The sequence below is a fragment of the Bacillus sp. FSL K6-1003 genome, assembly GCF_037964945.1.
GTDB classification, from domain to species: Bacteria; Bacillota; Bacilli; order Bacillales; family Bacillaceae; genus Bacillus; species Bacillus mojavensis.
Map to the genome: position 1 here is coordinate 1,310,210 of NZ_CP150176.1, position 15,984 is coordinate 1,326,193.

Below are 15,984 nucleotides of genomic sequence, written 5' to 3' on the forward strand. Positions count from 1 at the left end.
ATAAGACGTGTGTCAGAATCACACTCCAATGTAAACGCCGCATTTTTTCTTCTCTAGTAAAAGAAGAGCTAACTTTTCTTTCGCCTCAGCTGTAGAGTCAATCTGCCAATAAATCCCTTCATCTATCTCCTGAAATGTAAATACGATAAAAAGGTTTTCATTCATAGATGAGTAGCGTAAACTGGTGCTGACTGATAAAGGAGAGCGCTTAGCATGAAAGATATGTATGACAGTTTTTTATCCCTTTCTGCGTCTGAATCGGAGTACCGGATTATTTATGAAGAGAACAGCGGGAGCGAGCATATTGTTCTTGGTCCTCACGGCGGAAGAATTGAGCCGGGCGTCAGCGAACTGGTGCGGGCATTTGCTGATCAATGTTCCATTTATATTTTTGAAGGATTGAAGCAGCGCAATAACCGTTCGCTTCACCTGACAAGCACTCGTTTTGATGAACCGCTTGCTTTAGAAAAAGTAAACGCCCACCGATTCGCACTGGCCTTTCACGGCTACCGTGATCTGAAAAAGCCGCATACATTGGTCGGAGGCGCGGATCGGAGAAAAGCAGCAGCCATTTGTGAGTTGCTGAATGAGGCGGGGTTCAGTGCGGAACTGGTCAATGAAAAAGGCCGGCTGGCAGGTGTCCATCCGCAAAATATCGTCAATCGGACAAAAAGGGAGATGGGGCTGCAGCTGGAACTAAGTACGGCGCAGCGAAGCGCGCTGTTTCACAATTTTGGCTGCCGTAAGGGACGGTACATAGAAAACAAGCTTTTTTCTCAATATGTGAATGCTGTTAAGCTTGGTTTTTATGGAAAAATCAAGTAGGACCTGCAATAACTGCCTATTTCTTCATACGCTGTGAATGTGTGAATGCGTAGGGAGGAATGAACTCATGTTTTATCATATTAAAGAGCTTCAATATCAGGCAAAGCCTTCCCGTCCGGATCCTGTTTATGCGAAAAAGCTGCAAGAGGTGCTGGGCGGCCAATTTGGTGAAATTAGCGTGATGATGCAATATTTGTTTCAGGGTTTTAACTGCAGGGCAGATGCCAAGTATAAAGATTTGCTATGTGATGTGGGGACGGAAGAGATCGGACATGTGGAAATGTTGGCTACAATGATTTCCAGGCTTCTGGATGGTGCTCCCGCTGATGTACAGGAAAATGCTTATAAAAGCAACCCCGCTATTGCAGCAGTGATGTCAGGGATGAACCCTCAGCATGCTATTGTGTCCGGCTTAGGTGCGATGGCATCAGATAGTGAGGGTTATCCGTGGAATGCAAAATACATTATCTCAAGCGGAAATCTGCTGGCGGATTTCCGCGCAAACTTAAATGCGGAAGCCCAGGGGCGCCTTCAGGTGACGCGACTCTATGCCATGACTGATGATCCCGGGGTAAGAGATATGCTGTCATTTTTGATTGCAAGGGATACTTATCATCAAAATATGTGGTATGCAGCGATTAAAGAGCTGGAAGAAAGAGAACGGGATATTGTCGTTCCCACGACATTTCCGCGTGAGCTAGAAAAGCAGGAAGTATCCTATGATCTGTTTAACTTTTCCAGAGGGGATGAAAGCTCACAGGGAAGGTGGGCTCATGGCGAAGCCTTTGATGGCCGGGGCGAATTCAGGTATATCCCGGCTCCGATTGCGTTCGCATCTGCGCCTCATCTTAAACCGGCGCCAATGTGGCTGCAGAATACCATGCCTCCGATGTCGAAATATTAATATCTATGCCGGGCTGAGGGCAAATGTCCCCAGCCCGTTTTTGATTAGCTGTATTTGCCGATTTGATACAACGCTTTTTCTTCAGCGACCTGCAAGTGCTGCTGATCGCCTTCCTCGTACGCATTTGGCCGCTTATGTGATAATAAATAAGCAAGCCTCTTCTGAAATTGAATACCTGCTTTACGCCGTTCAAACATTTCAAGTCTTTTCTCAGCAAAGTCCTTTGTCACCCGGAATACCGTCGCAATGGTTGCAAGAGCCTGACTTCTCCATTGCGGCAGTTCCATCTGCAACAGCATAAAGGTTGGCACACAGAAGTGGTACATAAATTGGTTCGCCTGGAATTCCTGCAGCTCCCTGAAGAGCTTGTTCATCTGAAAATGATTGCCTGCATGCTTTAATACGTGGCACAGTTCATGGCCAAAATCCTCCCATTGCTCTTCCTGGGACTTTTTTTGGTTCAATATGATACTGTACATGCCGTCGTATTTTACCATCATGCTTCCCATCTCCTCGAAATGAACCCATATATCAAGGTCGTTTGCGATTTTCAGCATGTCAATGTGATGGGGAGAGGTGATGCCCAGCCGACTGTATAAATTTTTTACGTATTCCTCCAGATGTGATAAGTAATCGCCCAATTGAATACTCCCTTTCGAACGTATGTTCTGTTTGTAGCGAGAAAGAAAAGCCCGTTTAGGACTAAAAAAGTGTGTTGAAATCTTTCCCTTTTCTTTAAAAAATAAACACTTTTTCTTTATATCGGTCTATTTTTTATATGTTTTAGAGAACAGAAAAAATATTTATTTGTTTTTCGGTTTCCGGTTCTTTTCTTTTTCTTTTAAATAGTTGATAAATTCAATGGCCTGCTGCTTGCTTTCCGGGGAAAAATCCTGCATATCCCGGTATGCGAGCTGCAAGTCCGGATCAGAAAACATATCATCATCAGATTTTTTTTCTTTTCCTGTTAATAAGTAATCCGTTGTCACTTGGAAGTAATCAGCCAGCTTTTGCAGTGTGTCGTAATCAGGTTCGCTTCGCCCATTTTCATAATGAGAATAGCGTGCGCGCGATACACCGATGTGAGATGCGATTTCTTCCTGTGTCCTTTTCCCTCTGAGACTCTTCAATCTGCTGCCTATCATACTATGACCTCTCTTTTTTTAACTCCCTAAGTTACTTACGATTATAGATACAATCTGTATCAAAATAAAGTTATGATAAAAAAAGTATCAAAAATAACTTGATGATACAGAATGTATCGTTTATACTTGGTAACAGTTGATACGAATTGTATCAAAAACAAATCGGGAGAGTGATCACATGCATCCGATTCAAATCGTTTTTAGTGAAAATCCGATAGATCAGCGCCATCTCGGACAATCCGGCGGCTCCATTTCTTTTACGGCATGCGGCCTTCCGGTATTCCATTTTGAAAATCGAGAACAATTTCAAGCGTACTTGCTGTTAAAAGAAGAGGTGAAACGCAATGAAAGGGGATAAAAGCTATCCTTTTCCGATGTATTCAGGACTGTTGAATTCAGAACATTATGACAAAATAGGGTCGGCTCTGTGGCTGTTTCTCTGGTTTATCAGCTCAACGACAAAAGAAATTGAAATGGACGGCGTGAACTGGGGAATTGTGCTCGGCCATAAGCCATTAAAAGCAAGAGAGATGGCAGCCGTATTCGGTGTTAGTGAAAAAACAGTCAGAAGATGGCTGGAGCTTCTTGAAAGCCATGGATACATAAAGGCTGCCCGCGCGCCATACGGACTCATGATTTCTGTGAAGCATTCCAAAAAATTCAGCTTCAGATCGGACAAAACGGAGCAACGCAGCGATAAAGAGCGGTCATTTTCGCCGCTGGCACTGGACAAAGAAGACCGCTCTAATATAGATAAAACAAAAACATATACTGCTGCTGATGATGCAGTGGATCACATTGCGAAGCGGTTTACACAATTACGGTCGGCTCAAGAAGGACGCACCGTGTATCCTTCCTCCAGAGATTATCAAGCCATCGCTCGTATTGTCGCCATCGGCGTTCCTGTAACGCAAACAATCAAATGGCTTGAGGAATGTTTTCAAGCTTTTGAAAACCGGCGAACCGCTGCTTCTGAAACGATAAAGGCCTTTCGCTACTGTTCGAAATTCATCGAAGACCGATTTTTCGCGCAGCAAGCCAAAAAGACCGCCGCAAAACAACATGAGAGGAATGAAAGTAATGACAAAACATACAATCGAGCAGATTTTAGACGAGCTGAGAAAAGGGAGACGTCCATTACTGGCGGACAAACCGGCCGAATCAGACGCAAGCCGGTATGATTGCCAGAGATGCAAGGATCAGGGGGGATATCTCAGCCGGCAAGACGGTCTGGAAGTATGGACAATGTGCAGCTGTATGGCAGAACGAAAAGTGAAACGGTTGCTGGGCGCCAGTGAAATTACCCCTGCCTTCAGACAGCTTGGCTTTCATGAATTCCGCACCCAAGGGAAGCCACAGGCCGTCAAGGACGCGTTTGAATGCGCCAAAGAGTTTGTGGCGGATTATGAACACATCAAGGACAGCCGGAAAAACAGCATCGCCCTTTTGGGTCAGCCCGGTTCCGGGAAAACACACCTTCTTACTGCTGCGGCTAATGACTTGATGAGAAAGCGCCATGTGCCGGTCATTTATTTTCCATTCGTCGAAGGCTTTACTGATTTAAAAAATGATTTTGACCTTTTAGAAGCTAAGCTGAACCGAATAAAGCAGGCAGACGTGCTGTTCATTGATGATCTCTTTAAACCGGTAAACGGCAAACCGCGCGCCACTGATTGGCAGCTGGAACAAATGTATTCCGTTTTGAACTACCGCTACTTAAATCATAAACCGATTCTGCTTTCAAGCGAGCTTACGATTGAAACGCTTGTCCGGGTTGATGAAGCGATCGGCACGAGAATCTATGAAATGTGCAGTGATTATTTAGTGATTATTAAAGGAACAGCGTATGACCTGAATCATAGATTGGAGGGCATCAGATAATGTGCAAGCTCTGTCATGCAAAGAAAGTAATTGTTGAACATACCGGGATCGGAGCGGTTTTTCATCCATGTCCGAACTGCCGGTCCGGCAATGATTTAACGCCGGTTATTCAAAGGCTGGAACAAATGCTGACAGCCGGAAAAGCGGGGCTGAATGCCCGTGATTAAACAGCTGGCTGCTCTTTTCGCTTTGCTGTTTCGGGCGAAGCGAACAGAAAAAAACATCGAACAATGGTACAAGGATGACGGGAAGTGAAGCAGATGCAAGAAACAAAACAATTTGAAATGAGTCCTGCGCCGTGGCGTGCTGTCGCATGCGGAGATACGAAGCCTATTTATATCTATTCTGCTTACAGTGAAGAAGAAAAAGAGAGATTCCCTTATTCAAATGGCCGGCTGATCGCCGCTGTATTTGACCTCAGCTCTTTTTCGCAAATAAGCAATGCCAACTTGATGGCAGCCGCACCTGAGCTGAAGGAAGCGGCTAAAGCGGCGCTGGATTTTCTGAACGGGAACTCCGCCCATTCCAAGGAGCACATCATAAAGGTATTAGAAAAAGCTAACAAAAGCGTTGAACCCGAAAGGAAGGAAAAGACATATGATCAACCCTAAAAAACTCGTAAATATTGATTCCATCACGCTCGACAGCCAGCTTGAGGATGGAAAAATCCGCGTTATTATAGTCGACGGCATAAAGAATGAAGCCTGGATCACAGAAGCTCCAGAGCACGGGAAAACGCTTGTTGAAACGAGAAAGGGAGACCTTGCCCGAGTAGAATTTGAAATCGGCTACAAATTAAACTAAAGCGAAAAAAGAATACGTCCAAGACGGAAAGCCTGCGGACACTGATCAACATGCACAGCATTTGTGCGTTGATTGGTGTCCGCTTTTTTTATTGCACAAATGAGGAGGAATCATAGAATGCAAGACTTATTATTTGAATATAAACGCACATTAAAACAAACAAGAACACTTTATAAACCGCTCGCTGAAGCAGATGAATCAGTGCTCTCAGCTGAAGACATGAAGGATAAAAAGATTATCAGAAACATCATCACAGACCTCGAATATGTAACAGAATGGCTTGAAAAAGGAAGACAGCCCGGCATCAGACGGGCGATTGACCGGCGTGATGCGTATCAGCGGCTGATGATCAAAGATCCAAGAATCATAGAATCATTTTCTGGCAATATGATGTTTGAGCCGGACGGACAGGTATCTGAGGAAGACAAGGACAGAATCCGAGAAGCTTTATCCCTTTTAACGGACAGGGAGAAAGAAATGTTTTTGCTGCATAAGGTAGAATGCTTTTCTTATGAACGCATTGCTGATCTTCTTGGCGTCAAAAAATCAACTGTGCAGACGACAATCAAACGGGCTCTATTAAAGATGCAGAGACAGCAGGAGGAAATGAACCGATCACTTGCCTGAAGCTTGTCATACGTTTGCCACCTATAAGTGAAAAGAGCATGACACATAAGCGGCCGGCATTACCGGCCGCTTTTATGAATAGAAATCTATGCTGGAGGTGGCGGTGATGCCGTAGCATGAAAACACAACAGAGAGCAAAAGCATTAGCAATCTATCAGCACCATCAGGGAAATATCACAAACCGGGCCATTGCAGACACAATCGGCGTTTCGGCGAAAACAATCAGCATTTGGAAAAAACAGGACAGGTGGAAAGAAGCCTTGTTTTCTGAAAACGGACATAAGCAGCGCCGCATAGAAAACGATGAATTAAATGAACGGCAGCGGCTGTTCTGCCTGTACTACGTAAAAAGCTTCAATGCGACACAATCAGCGATCAAGGCGGGCTATTCTCCGGACAGCGCCCATGTGACGGGCTGCCGACTGTTAAAGAATGAAAAGGTTGCCGCTGAAATCAGGCGGATAAAAAAAGAAATGGTGAATGAAGTGTTTATTGAAGCGATGGACGTTTTGCAGGTATATGTCAAAATCGCGTTCGCCGATATCACGGATTATGTGACCTTTGGCAAAAAAGAGGTGCAGGCCGTCGGGAAGGCAGGACCGCTGTTTGATGAAGATGATAACCCGATCATGAAGGAAGTCAGCTTTGTCGATGTCAAAGACTCCGGTCTTGTTGACGGCACCATTGTCACGGAGGCAAAGCTCGGCAAGGAAGGCATCGCCATTAAGCTTGCCGATAAAATGAAAGCACTTGAAAAGCTGTCATTATACTTTGATTTGTTTCCGGATCAATTTAAGCAAAAAATAGAAAATGAGAAGTTAAAGCTCGCGAAACAAAAAGCGGATAAAACTGATGACGGCCGCGAGCCAATTGAAATCATGATCAAACGAAAAGAGGACAAGGCATGATTGTAAAAGAAATCAATCCTCATTTTGAAGATTACGTGTTCAATTGGGAGCAGACGTACCAGTTTCTCGTCGGCGGCTACGGCTCATCTAAAAGCTATCATACCGCATTGAAAATCGTATTAAAGCTGCTGAAGGAAAAGCGGACGGCGCTCGTCGTCCGCGAGGTGTTCGATACCCACCGGGATTCGACCTTCGCTTTATTTGAAGAGGTGATTGAAGAGCTTGGTCTCACGAAGGCAGCCGCAGCACTTTCTTCCCCGCTTCAGCTGCGGTTTCAAAACGGCAGCCGGATCATGTTCAAAGGAATGGACAACCCGGCGAAGCTGAAATCTGTTCACAACATTTCATTAATATGGATTGAAGAGTGTTCTGAGGTGAAGTATGAAGGCTACAAGGAATTAATCGGCCGTCTGCGCCACCCTGAGCTGAAGCTGCACATGATTTGCACCACCAATCCCGTCGGCACCTCCAATTGGACATACCGGCATTTTTTTCGGGATGAACGCAATCAGCGGTTTGTGCTGGATGACAGCGAGCTTTACGAAAAGCGGACACTTGTCAGGGGAGATACGTATTATCATCATTCCACGGCAAACGACAACCTCTTTCTTCCGGAAAGCTATATCAGGCAGCTTGACGGACTGAGGGAGTATGATCCTGACCTTTACCGAATTGCCCGAAAAGGCAGGTTCGGCGTTAATGGAATCAGGGTGCTGCCGCAGTTTGAGGTGCTCCCGCACGACCTTATCGAAAAGCATATTGCGGCCATCAGCCAGCCGATCCTTCGCACGGGCATGGATTTTGGTTTTGAAGAATCATACAATGCTGTTGTCCGTCTCGCCGTCGATCCCGATAAGAAATATCTCTACATTTATTGGGAGTATTATAAAAACAAAATGACAGATGACAGGACGGCTGAGGAGCTGCGGGAATTGCTTGAAACACAGGAAATGATCAAAGCCGACTCCGCTGAGCCGAAAAGCATTCAATATTTCCGCCAGCAGGGGTTTCGGATGGTCGGAGCCAGAAAGTTTCCCGGCTCCAGGCTTCAATATACCAAAAAGGTCAAACGCTTCAAAAAAATTTTCTGTTCGGACCGCTGTGAAAATGTCATCTATGAGCTCAAGACACTGACGTATGCCAAAGATAAAAACGGTGCGCTGATTGAGGATGAATTCACGATCGATTCGCATACGCTTTCTGCCATTTGGTATGCGCTTGATGATTATGAGGTCGCAGATGTGAAGGAGACAGCGCAAAAACGAATCCGTCCGAACCGAGAAAGGAGAAGGTCATAAATGCCGCACAATCAAACAGTCAGAGCAACCGTTTTAAAAGCCAATGCATCTGCTCCTCAGACAAAGCAAATTTATGAAGACGACTTTTCTGATTTGTACGGAGAGGATATCATCGCTCCGCCCTACAATATCACCGAGCTCAAAACAATTGCTGAATACTCAACCATTCTTCAGCAATGCATTGATGCGTACAGAGTGAATATTACTGGTTTTGGTTTTGATGTGGAGTACACGTTTGATGTCAATGCCACGGATGTCGACCAGGAGAAAAAGAAGAAAGCGGAAAAAGACTGGGCCAGACTTGAAGCCTTTTACAAATGCCTTCACTTTGATGAATCTGCTGAAATGATTTTAGGCTATGCCATTGAAGACAGGGAAAAAACCGGAAACGGCTTTATGGAAGTGCTTCGCGACGGAATGGGAAAGCCGGCCGGCATTGAATATTTGGATGTGAAATATATGCGCGTATGCGGAGCCGGCGAGCCTGTCGAAGTATCTTTTATGTATGAAGAAAACGGAAAAGTGAAGAGAATCAAAAGGCAAAAACGGTTTCGGAAATTTGTCCAGATGATCAATGGAAAGAAAGTATTTTTCAAAGAATACGGCGATCCTCGAAAGATGGACATGCGCACGGGCGAATATGTCAGCACACTGGCTGAAAAGCACCAAGCAAATGAAGTGATCCATCTTAAAATCGGAAGCGGCGTATACGGCGTGCCCCGCTGGGTAGGCAATATCGTCAATTTATACGGCGCCCGGAAAGCGGAAGAGCTCAATTTTATGTACTTTAAGCAGGGGCGTCACGTACCCGCTGCGATTACAGTGGAAAACGGGATGCTGTCTGAAGCGTCTTACCGGGAGCTGCAGGCGTACATGAATGACCTTGAAGGTGTGGAAAACGCCCATAAATTTCTTCTGATTGAGGCGGAAGGCATCGCGAAGGAGAAGGATCTACACGGCGGTGAAGATATCACGCCTGTTTCTGTGGAGATCAAATCTCTTGCGGAAATCCTGCAAAACGACGCCTTGTTTCTTGAATATGATGAAAAAAGCAGAAATAAGCTGCGCTCTGCTTTCCGTCTGCCCCCGCTTTATACGGGAGAAGCTCAGGAATACAACCGGGCTACGGCTGATACAGCGAGAAAAATTACGGAGGAGCAGGTGTTTCAGCCAGAGCGGAAAACGCTTGTTAACAAATTGAACACACTGCTTTTGCCGGAGCTGAATCTTCATGATGTGAGGCTGACGTTAAAAGGACCGGACTTTCGTGATCCGCTTGAGATTGCGAAAGTGCTCGGTCCTTTTATTACGGCTGGAGCCGTTTCGCCAAATGATTTACGTGACCTTGCCGGACGGGTGCTCGGCAAAACGCTTGAGGAGTGGCCGGAGGACGTTTACAAACGCCCTGCCGGACAAGATGCTGAAAAGACGAATCTGACAGCACTTATGCAGGAGCTGAAGGACAGCATCGAAGATATCAAAACGTCCTGAAGGGAGGTGAATCAAGCAGGTGGCGCGGGAATTGAAAAATGCCAAAATCAGCTTTGTCAGCTATGTGGACAAGGCGGCAAACCAGACAGAATTTTTCTTTACGAAGTCAGCCGAACCTCCGTCATTTGAAAAAAAGGTTCGGCTGTTTACGAAAAGCGAGCAGGATGAACAAAAGCTTGTATACGGAATTGTGTATGAGCCTGATGTTCCAGATGCCCACGGCGACTATATGACCGCAGAAGAAATTGAAAAAGCGGCGCATGGCTTTCTTGCAGACGCGCGGGAGATTGATATCAATCACAGCTTTGAAGGCGGCACAGGCGTGGTCGTTGAATCCTATGTGGCGCCCGATGATTTTATCATCGGAACAAAACGGATTACAAAGGGCTCGTGGGTGCTTGTGACAAGAGCGTCAGATGAGGTGTGGGAACAGATCAAAGCCGGCATCATCACCGGCTACAGCATGGCGGGCACTGCGGATGTACATGAAGAAGAACCGGTTGAAAAAGCCGGATTCTTAAGCGTGTTCAAGCAGCTGCTGGCCGACAAAACAGGAAAGGAGACTGAAGACATGAGGAAAGAAGACATGAGGGAATCAATCGAGCATGCGCTGTATCCGTTGCTCAAACGGCTGGAGACCATTGAAAAAAACACAGAAACAGAGGAAAAACCGGAGCAGACGGGAGATGACGAGCGCCTGAAGAAGCTCGTTGAGGACATGATTGCCCCGCTGATCGAACGCATTGAAGCCCTGGAAAAAGCTCGGGGAGCCTCTAAACAGACGGCGGACGATGCGGCCGGCAATACAGAGCAAGTCAAAAAAACAATCTGGAGCGGACTGCTGTAAACCAGTCAAAGAGGAGGAAATCAATTGAGAAATCAAGAGATCATTCGGAAAGCGGAAATGTCGCTTTCTGCTTTAAAAAGCGGCGGGCTCATGAACCCTGCACAAGCATCAGCTTTTATCCGCATGGTGCAAAACACGCCGACCATTTTCAGTGAATCCCGCGTGATTCAAATGGAAAACGATTCACAAAAATTTGAGAAAATCGGCTTCGGCCAGCGTATCTTACGTGCAGCTCAAGAAGGAAAGGCGCTGACAACAGACGAGCTGACGGTTCCGACGACCAGCACTGTCCAGCTGAACACAAAGGAAGTCATTGCGGAAATTAACATTACGTACGACACGCTCGAAAACAATATCGAAAAAGGCGGACTGCAGCAAACGATCATGCAAATTTTAGCAGAGCGGGCGGCAGTTGATATTGAAGAGCTGATCGTAAACGGAGATACCGCATCAAAAGATCCATACCTGGCGCAGCTTGACGGGATCCGTAAACAAGCAGTGTCCCACATCGTCGATATGAACGGTGAAGAACTGTCCAGAGCGACATTTAAAAAAGGCTTAAAGGCTGTTCCGCCAAAATATTTGCGCATCCCTCAGGAATTCAGATTCTATACCTCTCACGGCTTAGAAATTGAATGGAAGGACCGCGTGGCGGACCGTCAGACAAATCTTGGGGACCAGGCTGTTCAAGGCGGCTTGTCCACAGCATTCGGCGTACCGGTAAAAGGGGTATCCAATATCCAGCCGTACGCAGTCGGAGAGGGAGACGCGCAATATGATGCGTCTGATATCATTCTGACACATCCGAAAAATATCATTCTCGGCTTCTCGCGCAATATTCGAATCGAAGTCGACAAGGATATCCGCTCCCGTAAGTTCATCATTGTCTTAACAGCCAAGCTCGACAGCAAATTCGAGGAAGAGGATGCCTGCGCTAAATTAATTAACGTAAAAGAATAATAGAAATGGGGTGGCCAGCTTATATGCTCATCGAACCGACTGACATCGTTTCTTATTCGGTCTATGACCAGGTGAAAAACAGGCCGGAAGAACTGCTGGCGCAGGATATCATCGAGGCGGAATCGGAAGCTGCCCTCATTACAGGGCACAGCTTTACAGACAGCGTCTACGATCCGCTTCCTGAAAAGGCAAAATTAGCTTTGCTGAAGCTCGCCCAATACTTTGCGCTAGTAAACTGCGACGAATCAGCGGCATCAAGCTATCAGTCTGAGAAAATGGGGGATTACTCCTACACGGTTTCCGGTGAAGCCGGTATTCAAAAGCCCGATGTGTATCATTTGCTGGAAGAGTTTATCCAACCGGATTATGTTCCGGAGTCCGCCAGATTGAAGGTGCGGTCGTTATGAGCTATCAGCAGATGCTGATCCATCGCTGTGATATTTATCATGAAACAGCGCAGTCGCCGCTGGCGGGACGATTCGGGATTCCGGCGGACAAGCTTCAGCCCGTATTTTCATATCCGGATACACCCGATGAAGAAAATGTCCCCTGCTACTTTACAGAAAAAACGCAGCAGCTGATTCAGGAAGAGCCTGATCAAACCGTGTACCACAGCTTTCTTGTCCATTTTCCAGGGTCTTCGGATATCCGTATGAACGACAAAATCATTTGGCAACACAACAGCTATATTCTGAAGCTGCCAAAAAAGATCAGACACCATCATTGGGAAGTCATCGCTGTCAGGGATGAAAGTCTATGAAGATAGCGGGACTTAAACAGCTGAACGCATCGTTAAAAGAAGCGGCATCCGGCGGTTTTTCCCGCGAGGCGTCCCGGTGGCTTGAAGAGTGCGGGCAAGATTTTCTGGAGATCGTACAATCTGAACTCATCAGCACGCAAACGATAGATACAGAAAAACTGCTCAGCTCCTTTCAGAAAGGCTCAGAGGACAACCTCTGGATGGTACAAAGCGGCGGACTCTCACTTGAGGTCGGGACCCAGCTTGAATATGCCTCTTTTCTCAATGACGGCCACTGGACGTCAAAAGGAGACGATGTGAGATGGGTGCCGGGGCATTTTCAAGGCTCGCGGTTTATCTATGATCCGGCTTCTTCCACAGGCATGGCACTTAAGAAAAAATGGATACCCGGTACGGGCTATTGGGAGCATGCACTGCTTCTATATGAAAAGCTGTTTGCAACATCAATGGAACATAAATTGCGCCAGTGGCTGAAAAAGATGTAAAGGAGGAGCGGGATGAACAGCGAAACAGGATCGATCATGGCTTTTTTGTACAGCCAGTGGTCTGTTCCCATTTATGAAAGCCAGCTGCCTGATCAGTTTCAAGTGCCGTCTTTATATGTCCCTGCGCCATCTGTTTTTGAAGAAACAGATACGGTCTCCACATTTAAAAAAACCTACAGTCTCAATGTGAAGCTGTTTCATCTTGACTCCGTGCAGGCGCTGGATGAAGCGGACAGGCTCGCGGATGCCATCAGAGAAGCGAGAAATATGGTTCCGCTGCTCAGTGAATCCGGTGAGAAGACGGGGGATATGGTTCGCATCACCCGTATCGAGACGAGGGTAGGAGACAGGGGCGAGGCGGTCATGGTGATCAGGTGGAGCAGCCGATATTATTATCACAAAACAGAACAGCCTGTCTTACAGGATATCGACATGAACAGCGGGGTGAAGTAGCGGTGGCAAAGCAGAAACAAGTGAAGGCTGTACATACAGAGAGCCGGGAAGCTCTTTTTGATACAGCGGATTTGATCAAGCACGCAAAGGAGTTGTTCGGCGTTAAGCCGGAGATCCTTCAGGGGGCTTTATTTGGCGTGGACAAAACACGTCTGGCGAAATCAGAGGCCAGTCAATTGATACAAACATTTTTAACTAAGGAGGTCATGCAATAATGAATGGCGGAACATTTACAGCAGGAACAGAAAAGGAACGTGCAGGCATTTATTTCAATTTTAAAACGACGGCACAGGAACGGGTGTCACTTGGTGAACGGGGGACGGTCGCACTTCCGGTTGCATCAAGCTGGGGCGAAGCGAAAACATTCGTCTCCATTTCAAGCGTGGAGGATTTAAACAAAAAAGTGGGTCTTAGCATCGACGACCCATCTTTATTGCTGTTGCGTGAAGCGAAGAAAAACGCGAAAACGGTATTGATGTACCGCCTCACTGAAGGCGTCAGAGCATCTGCCGATATTGCCGAAGGCGTTAAAGCAACTGCTTTATACGGCGGATCAAAAGGGAATGACATCATCATCCGCATCAATGAAAATGTACTGGATGCAGCGGCATTTGATGTTACAACGTATATGGATGAATCAGAAGTGGATAAACAGACTGTCAAAAAAGCTGAAGAGTTAACAGCGAACGGCTATGTGACATTTACCGGAACAGGAGATCTTTCCTCTTCAATTCCGCTGACTGGATCAGAGGGAGACACGGCTGCCGAGACGCTGAACGCATCTGCGGGAATCCGTTTATCCGGCGGTACAGATAAAGCCCCGGTCAACTCAGACTATACCGATTTCTTGGCTGCGGCTGAAACGGAGAGCTTTGATGTCATCGCTTTGCCGGTTGCCGAAGGAGATCAGCTGAAGGCGACCTTTGCCGCATTCATTAAGCGTCTGCGTGACGGCCAAGGGCAAAAAGTCCAAGGGGTTACAGCTAACTACAGCGGTGACTATGAAGGCATCATCAACGTGACAGAAGGCGTGCTGTTGGAAGACGGAACAGAAGTGACACCGGACAAAGCAACAGCTTGGGTAGCAGGCGCAAGTGCGGGAGCAACCTTTAACCAATCACTTACATTTGTGGAGTATGAAGGAGCCGTTGATGTCTTAAACCGCCTTGACCACGACACGATTGTGGAACGCTTAGGCAAAGGCGAATTTTTATTCACATTTGACGCCCGTGATAAATCGGTAAGCGTAGAAAAAGACATTAACTCACTTGTCACGTTTACGGCTGAGAAAAACAAGAAGTTTGCGAAAAACAAAATCGTCCGTGTCTTAGACGCCGTCAATAACGATTTAACACGCGAGCTGAAAGCCTTAATTAAATCAAGAAAAGGCAGCGGAAGCGATATTCCGGCGTCAGAAGACGGACTTCAGTATGTGAAAACGATGATTACGCAATACATGACAACGCTTCAGGATGCGGGCGGCATTACCGGTTTTGATTCTGATGAAGATATCACAATTTCAATGAATGAAGACCGAGACGGCTTCTTGATTGACCTGGCTGTACAGCCTGTCGACGCAGCAGAAAAATTCTACTTTAATGTGGAGGTAAACTAATATGGCATTAAAAGCACAAAACACGATTTCAGGTAAAGAAGGACGCTTATTTCTCGATGGCGAAGAAATGGCGCATATCAAAACATTTGAAGCAAATGTGGAGAAAAACAAGTCTGAAGTAAACATTATGGGCCGCCGCATGACAGGCCATAAAACAACAGGCGCAAACGGAACAGGCACAGCGACATTCTACAAAGTCACATCAAAATTTGTCATTCTGATGATGGACTACGTCAAAAAAGGCAGTGATCCTTACTTTACGCTGCAAGCTGTGCTGGATGATAAGTCCTCCGGAAGAGGCACAGAACGAGTCACACTTTACGATGTAAACTTCGACTCCGCCAAAATCGCCAGCCTCGATGTTGATTCAGAAGCATTAGAGGAAGAAGTTCCGTTTACATTTGAAGACTTCGACGTGCCTGAAAAGCTTTCTGACACGTTTTAATCAAAACTGAACAAGCCATACGCAGACCTTTCTCAGAAAGGTCTGTTTTTTAATGATGAAATTAATTTAAAGATAAGGGAGTTTTTTACATGAGCGAGAAGAACGAAAACGTATATGATCTTTCCTTTTTTATGCCGGGAAAAACAATCGAAGCCGAAGAAATCAAAGTGCCGATCTCTAAGCGTTTTGTTGATAAAAAAGGGGACATCGTACCATTTATATTTAAAGCGATCACGACGGAGCGCATTGATGAATTAGAGAAAGAAACAACAACTTATAAAAATGTCAAAGGCAGAGGCCGTGTAAAAGATTTAGACAGCCAGCGCTTTTATGCCCGAATCGCAGTTGAATCAACCGTTTATCCGGACTTCCGTTCAAAAGAGCTTCGAGAAGCTTACAAAACGGCCGACCCGGTAGAAGTTGCGAAACGCGTCCTCTCAGTTGGAGGCGAATACGCAAACTGGCTCAACAAAGCGATTGAGATTAATGGTTTCGAAGATGAATTAGAGGATCTGGAAGAAGAAGTAAAAAACTAA

At 46.1% G+C, this 15,984-nt stretch carries 23 protein-coding genes and 1 pseudogene; 22 read left to right on the forward strand and 2 right to left on the reverse strand.

The annotated features are described in order from the left end of the window. The first annotated feature begins 213 nt into the window (after window positions 1-213). Together NSU16_RS06760 and NSU16_RS06765 are read left to right on the forward strand one after the other, a co-directional pair. Window positions 214-825, forward strand: coding sequence for a poly-gamma-glutamate hydrolase family protein (locus NSU16_RS06760; protein ID WP_339192385.1), 612 nt, complete (start codon window positions 214-216; stop codon window positions 823-825). 67 nt (window positions 826-892) lie between these two features. Next, window positions 893-1,729, forward strand: coding sequence for a manganese catalase family protein (locus tag NSU16_RS06765; protein WP_010333883.1), 837 nt, complete (start codon window positions 893-895; stop codon window positions 1,727-1,729). Between the two features lie 44 nt (window positions 1,730-1,773). Here the strand turns inward: NSU16_RS06765 and NSU16_RS06770 are convergent, their stop codons facing one another. Together NSU16_RS06770 and xre are read right to left on the reverse strand one after the other, a co-directional pair. Next, window positions 1,774-2,370: an ImmA/IrrE family metallo-endopeptidase gene (locus NSU16_RS06770; protein ID WP_010333884.1), complete on the reverse strand. Its 597-nt coding sequence runs from the start codon at window positions 2,368-2,370 to the stop codon at window positions 1,774-1,776. 162 nt (window positions 2,371-2,532) lie between these two features. Beyond that, window positions 2,533-2,874, reverse strand: a complete 342-nt coding sequence (gene xre / locus NSU16_RS06775) for an HTH-type transcriptional regulator Xre (protein ID WP_268446454.1) — start codon at window positions 2,872-2,874, stop codon at window positions 2,533-2,535. 178 nt (window positions 2,875-3,052) lie between these two features. Between xre and NSU16_RS06780 the strand changes: the two genes are divergently transcribed. The 20 genes and pseudogenes from NSU16_RS06780 to NSU16_RS06875 all read left to right on the forward strand — a co-directional run bounded on the left by NSU16_RS06780 (window position 3,053) and on the right by NSU16_RS06875 (window position 15,984). Next, window positions 3,053-3,232, forward strand: coding sequence for a hypothetical protein (locus tag NSU16_RS06780; protein WP_229147937.1), 180 nt, complete (start codon window positions 3,053-3,055; stop codon window positions 3,230-3,232). Next, window positions 3,219-4,055, forward strand: coding sequence for a phage portal protein (locus NSU16_RS06785; protein ID WP_339192387.1), 837 nt, complete (start codon window positions 3,219-3,221; stop codon window positions 4,053-4,055). Before NSU16_RS06780 ends, NSU16_RS06785 begins: the two co-directional genes overlap by 14 nt. After that, window positions 3,955-4,755 carry an ATP-binding protein gene (locus tag NSU16_RS06790; RefSeq protein ID WP_168747495.1) on the forward strand — a complete coding sequence of 267 codons (801 nt, stop codon included), beginning with the start codon at window positions 3,955-3,957 and terminating at the stop codon, window positions 4,753-4,755. The genes NSU16_RS06785 and NSU16_RS06790 overlap by 101 nt, the downstream gene beginning before the upstream one ends. Then, the gene (locus NSU16_RS06795) at window positions 4,755-4,922 is read left to right on the forward strand and encodes a hypothetical protein (protein ID WP_168747496.1); all 168 of its coding nucleotides are present in this window, start codon (window positions 4,755-4,757) and stop codon (window positions 4,920-4,922) included. The genes NSU16_RS06790 and NSU16_RS06795 overlap by 1 nt, the downstream gene beginning before the upstream one ends. Window positions 4,923-5,006: 84 nt before the next feature. After that, window positions 5,007-5,366, forward strand: a complete 360-nt coding sequence (locus tag NSU16_RS06800) for a phage portal protein (RefSeq protein ID WP_339192389.1) — start codon at window positions 5,007-5,009, stop codon at window positions 5,364-5,366. After that, window positions 5,353-5,559 (forward strand): XtrA/YqaO family protein, encoded by a 207-nt coding sequence (locus NSU16_RS06805; protein ID WP_168747498.1) that lies wholly within the window; start codon window positions 5,353-5,355, stop codon window positions 5,557-5,559. Before NSU16_RS06800 ends, NSU16_RS06805 begins: the two co-directional genes overlap by 14 nt. A 117-nt stretch (window positions 5,560-5,676) precedes the next feature. Then, complete coding sequence (locus tag NSU16_RS06810; protein ID WP_229147944.1) at window positions 5,677-6,186, forward strand: sigma-70 family RNA polymerase sigma factor; 510 nt, start codon at window positions 5,677-5,679, stop codon at window positions 6,184-6,186. A 116-nt stretch (window positions 6,187-6,302) separates the two neighbouring features. Continuing rightward, window positions 6,303-7,094 (forward strand): terminase small subunit, encoded by a 792-nt coding sequence (locus NSU16_RS06815; RefSeq protein WP_339192392.1) that lies wholly within the window; start codon window positions 6,303-6,305, stop codon window positions 7,092-7,094. Then, a complete protein-coding gene (locus NSU16_RS06820; RefSeq protein WP_339192394.1) occupies window positions 7,091-8,392 on the forward strand; it encodes a PBSX family phage terminase large subunit in 1,302 nt (433 codons plus the stop codon). The genes NSU16_RS06815 and NSU16_RS06820 overlap by 4 nt, the downstream gene beginning before the upstream one ends. Next, a complete protein-coding gene (locus tag NSU16_RS06825; protein ID WP_229147951.1) occupies window positions 8,393-9,883 on the forward strand; it encodes a phage portal protein in 1,491 nt (496 codons plus the stop codon). A gap of 19 nt (window positions 9,884-9,902) precedes the next feature. Next, window positions 9,903-10,730 carry an XkdF-like putative serine protease domain-containing protein gene (locus NSU16_RS06830; RefSeq protein ID WP_010333898.1) on the forward strand — a complete coding sequence of 276 codons (828 nt, stop codon included), beginning with the start codon at window positions 9,903-9,905 and terminating at the stop codon, window positions 10,728-10,730. Window positions 10,731-10,751: 21 nt separating this feature from the next. Then, window positions 10,752-11,690: pseudogene (locus tag NSU16_RS06835) on the forward strand (phage major capsid protein); the annotation flags it as partial. Between the two features lie 23 nt (window positions 11,691-11,713). After that, on the forward strand, window positions 11,714-12,097 hold the full coding sequence (locus NSU16_RS06840; protein WP_339192396.1) for a DUF3199 family protein: 384 nt from the start codon (window positions 11,714-11,716) through the stop codon (window positions 12,095-12,097). Beyond that, entirely contained in the window at window positions 12,094-12,450 is a 357-nt protein-coding gene (locus tag NSU16_RS06845; RefSeq protein ID WP_010333901.1) for a DUF3599 family protein, read from the forward strand. The genes NSU16_RS06840 and NSU16_RS06845 overlap by 4 nt, the downstream gene beginning before the upstream one ends. After that, window positions 12,447-12,935 (forward strand): HK97 gp10 family phage protein, encoded by a 489-nt coding sequence (locus NSU16_RS06850; RefSeq protein WP_010333902.1) that lies wholly within the window; start codon window positions 12,447-12,449, stop codon window positions 12,933-12,935. The genes NSU16_RS06845 and NSU16_RS06850 overlap by 4 nt, the downstream gene beginning before the upstream one ends. Before the next feature lie 12 nt (window positions 12,936-12,947). Continuing rightward, window positions 12,948-13,388 (forward strand): hypothetical protein, encoded by a 441-nt coding sequence (locus NSU16_RS06855; protein ID WP_010333903.1) that lies wholly within the window; start codon window positions 12,948-12,950, stop codon window positions 13,386-13,388. A 2-nt stretch (window positions 13,389-13,390) separates the two neighbouring features. Next, a complete protein-coding gene (locus NSU16_RS06860; RefSeq protein ID WP_268505440.1) occupies window positions 13,391-13,603 on the forward strand; it encodes a hypothetical protein in 213 nt (70 codons plus the stop codon). After that, window positions 13,603-15,003 (forward strand): phage tail sheath family protein, encoded by a 1,401-nt coding sequence (locus tag NSU16_RS06865; RefSeq protein WP_326191926.1) that lies wholly within the window; start codon window positions 13,603-13,605, stop codon window positions 15,001-15,003. The genes NSU16_RS06860 and NSU16_RS06865 overlap by 1 nt, the downstream gene beginning before the upstream one ends. 1 nt (window position 15,004) lies before the next feature. Then, window positions 15,005-15,448 (forward strand): phage tail tube protein, encoded by a 444-nt coding sequence (locus NSU16_RS06870; RefSeq protein ID WP_003220592.1) that lies wholly within the window; start codon window positions 15,005-15,007, stop codon window positions 15,446-15,448. Window positions 15,449-15,537: 89 nt separating this feature from the next. After that, a complete protein-coding gene (locus NSU16_RS06875) occupies window positions 15,538-15,984 on the forward strand; it encodes a phage portal protein (protein WP_003327445.1) in 447 nt (148 codons plus the stop codon).

Coding starts and splice junctions, on each gene's coding strand:
- NSU16_RS06845 (WP_010333901.1), top strand. CDS start 12,094: ATGAGCTATCAGCAGATGCTGATCCATCGCTGTGATATTTATCATGAA.
- NSU16_RS06810 (WP_229147944.1), top strand. CDS start 5,677: ATGCAAGACTTATTATTTGAATATAAACGCACATTAAAACAAACAAGA.
- NSU16_RS06865 (WP_326191926.1), top strand. CDS start 13,603: ATGAATGGCGGAACATTTACAGCAGGAACAGAAAAGGAACGTGCAGGC.
- NSU16_RS06875 (WP_003327445.1), top strand. CDS start 15,538: ATGAGCGAGAAGAACGAAAACGTATATGATCTTTCCTTTTTTATGCCG.
- NSU16_RS06790 (WP_168747495.1), top strand. CDS start 3,955: ATGACAAAACATACAATCGAGCAGATTTTAGACGAGCTGAGAAAAGGG.
- NSU16_RS06870 (WP_003220592.1), top strand. CDS start 15,005: ATGGCATTAAAAGCACAAAACACGATTTCAGGTAAAGAAGGACGCTTA.
- NSU16_RS06850 (WP_010333902.1), top strand. CDS start 12,447: ATGAAGATAGCGGGACTTAAACAGCTGAACGCATCGTTAAAAGAAGCG.
- NSU16_RS06760 (WP_339192385.1), top strand. CDS start 214: ATGAAAGATATGTATGACAGTTTTTTATCCCTTTCTGCGTCTGAATCG.
- NSU16_RS06795 (WP_168747496.1), top strand. CDS start 4,755: ATGTGCAAGCTCTGTCATGCAAAGAAAGTAATTGTTGAACATACCGGG.
- NSU16_RS06805 (WP_168747498.1), top strand. CDS start 5,353: ATGATCAACCCTAAAAAACTCGTAAATATTGATTCCATCACGCTCGAC.
- xre (WP_268446454.1), bottom strand. CDS start 2,874: ATGATAGGCAGCAGATTGAAGAGTCTCAGAGGGAAAAGGACACAGGAA.
- NSU16_RS06780 (WP_229147937.1), top strand. CDS start 3,053: ATGCATCCGATTCAAATCGTTTTTAGTGAAAATCCGATAGATCAGCGC.
- NSU16_RS06815 (WP_339192392.1), top strand. CDS start 6,303: ATGAAAACACAACAGAGAGCAAAAGCATTAGCAATCTATCAGCACCAT.
- NSU16_RS06820 (WP_339192394.1), top strand. CDS start 7,091: ATGATTGTAAAAGAAATCAATCCTCATTTTGAAGATTACGTGTTCAAT.
- NSU16_RS06785 (WP_339192387.1), top strand. CDS start 3,219: ATGAAAGGGGATAAAAGCTATCCTTTTCCGATGTATTCAGGACTGTTG.
- NSU16_RS06825 (WP_229147951.1), top strand. CDS start 8,393: ATGCCGCACAATCAAACAGTCAGAGCAACCGTTTTAAAAGCCAATGCA.
- NSU16_RS06855 (WP_010333903.1), top strand. CDS start 12,948: ATGAACAGCGAAACAGGATCGATCATGGCTTTTTTGTACAGCCAGTGG.
- NSU16_RS06765 (WP_010333883.1), top strand. CDS start 893: ATGTTTTATCATATTAAAGAGCTTCAATATCAGGCAAAGCCTTCCCGT.
- NSU16_RS06840 (WP_339192396.1), top strand. CDS start 11,714: ATGCTCATCGAACCGACTGACATCGTTTCTTATTCGGTCTATGACCAG.